This window comes from Streptomyces sp. NPDC002690 (genome assembly GCF_053592415.1).
The window spans coordinates 1-1,314 of record NZ_JBSFVR010000739.1 but is presented as its reverse complement, the minus strand read 5'-3'; the positions used below and the strand labels follow the sequence as shown (position 1 = coordinate 1,314).

The window sequence follows — 1,314 nt, the reverse complement described above, 5'->3', positions numbered from 1 at the left end:
ACCGCGTACGCGCCAAGCTGGAGCGCGAGCCCGTGGAGGACCTGCGGGTGGACTTCGAGGACGGCTACGGCAGACGCCCCGACGCCGAGGACCCTTCGTCGAGCACCTGGCGCCCGGCCGGCGTCAGCGATGCCTCCACGGCACGCCGGTCGAAGGCGCACCGGTCACGCGCCACCAGCCCGCGCTCCTCCAGGCCCTGCAGGACCACCGTCACACGCGGCTGAGCCGTGCCGGTGTACGCGGCGAGCGAGGTCACCCGCCGGGGGCCGGCCTCCAGGGCGTCCAATACGGCCACCTGGCTGCGAGTGAGCCCGAAGTCGCCGTTGCGGAAGAGCGTCTGCGCGAGCCGCCCGATGCTTCTGAGCAGGCCCCGGGCGGCGCATTCGATGCGCTGCTCGTCCGTGGGTTCCGACGGGCACGACGATTGATGCATATGCCAATTATATACCTGTCAAGAGTTTCTTCCGGCGATGCTCTGCCCGTCGCCCGCCCGAAGATCGCGCAGGAGAGTCATCAGGCGCTCGGCGGTGTCCTCGTCGAGCGCCGAGGTGATCTCGTCGCACAGTGGAACGCTGGGTTCGGCCGCCAGGACCCGGGCGATGGAGACCCGTCGACGCCGGCCTCCGGACAGCTCGTGGGAGAACCGGGACGCGAAGCGTTCCGACAGCCCCACCGCGCCGAGAAGTTCTGCGACCTGGGCCCTCCGCCGCTCGGCGGGCAGCGCGAAGTGGAGCTTGAGGGGGGCGGGCGAGGGCGGCCTCGACGGTGTGGGAGGGATTGAGCGCACCGAGCGGGTTCTGCGGAACGAGCTGGATACGACGGCGCTGGTCACGGCTTCGTCGGCGGTGAGCGCGGGGCGGTACCGTGCCGACCAGAGAGACGGCTCCGGCATCGGCCGGACGCAGGCCGGCCAGGATACGCAGCAGCGTGGTCTTGCCGAAGCCCGAGGGGCCGACGATCGCGGTCAGCCCGCCGGGGCCGACGCCGAGCCCCGACAGCACCTGCGTGCGCGTTGCTCTTGTGCCGACCCGGGCGCTGAGGGAACGTACCTCCAACGCGGCGCCCCCCCGCCGCGAGGCCGGGGCCCCTCCCGGGCGGCGGAGCGCGGTGTACGAGGTCCTGCCGGGGGCGGGCGCGGCAGGCGGGCCGAGCACGACGGACTCGTCCGCACACGCGGCGACGAAGTCGGAGTCGTGGCCGGAGAGCACGATCGCGAGCCCGTCGTGATGAGCGAGATCGCGCAGGAGACCGGCGATCTCGTCGCGCAGCGCCGAGCCGAGTCGGGCGGTGGGTTCGTCGAGGAGCAGGATCTCT

At 72.4% G+C, this 1,314-nt stretch carries 2 protein-coding genes and 1 pseudogene; 1 reads left to right on the top strand and 2 read right to left on the bottom strand.

Annotated elements, in window-relative coordinates:
- A pseudogene (locus tag ACWD3D_RS37185) lies at positions 1-104 on the top strand (DUF6986 family protein); the annotation flags it as partial.
- Here the strand turns inward: ACWD3D_RS37185 and ACWD3D_RS37180 are convergent.
- Positions 65-433, bottom strand: coding sequence for a MarR family winged helix-turn-helix transcriptional regulator (locus tag ACWD3D_RS37180; protein WP_451465042.1), 369 nt, complete (start codon positions 431-433; stop codon positions 65-67). The pseudogene ACWD3D_RS37185 and the gene ACWD3D_RS37180 sit on opposite strands and share 40 nt — an antisense overlap.
- Before the next feature lie 18 nt (positions 434-451).
- Entirely contained in the window at positions 452-892 is a 441-nt protein-coding gene (locus ACWD3D_RS37175; RefSeq protein ID WP_451465041.1) for an ATP-binding cassette domain-containing protein, read from the bottom strand.
- Between the last annotated feature and the right edge of the window lie 422 nt (positions 893-1,314).

Excerpts from the sequence above, each read along its gene's own strand:
- ACWD3D_RS37180 (WP_451465042.1), bottom strand. The coding sequence starts at position 433 with ATGCATCAATCGTCGTGCCCGTCGGAACCCACGGACGAGCAGCGCATC.
- ACWD3D_RS37175 (WP_451465041.1), bottom strand. The coding sequence starts at position 892 with ATGCCGGAGCCGTCTCTCTGGTCGGCACGGTACCGCCCCGCGCTCACC.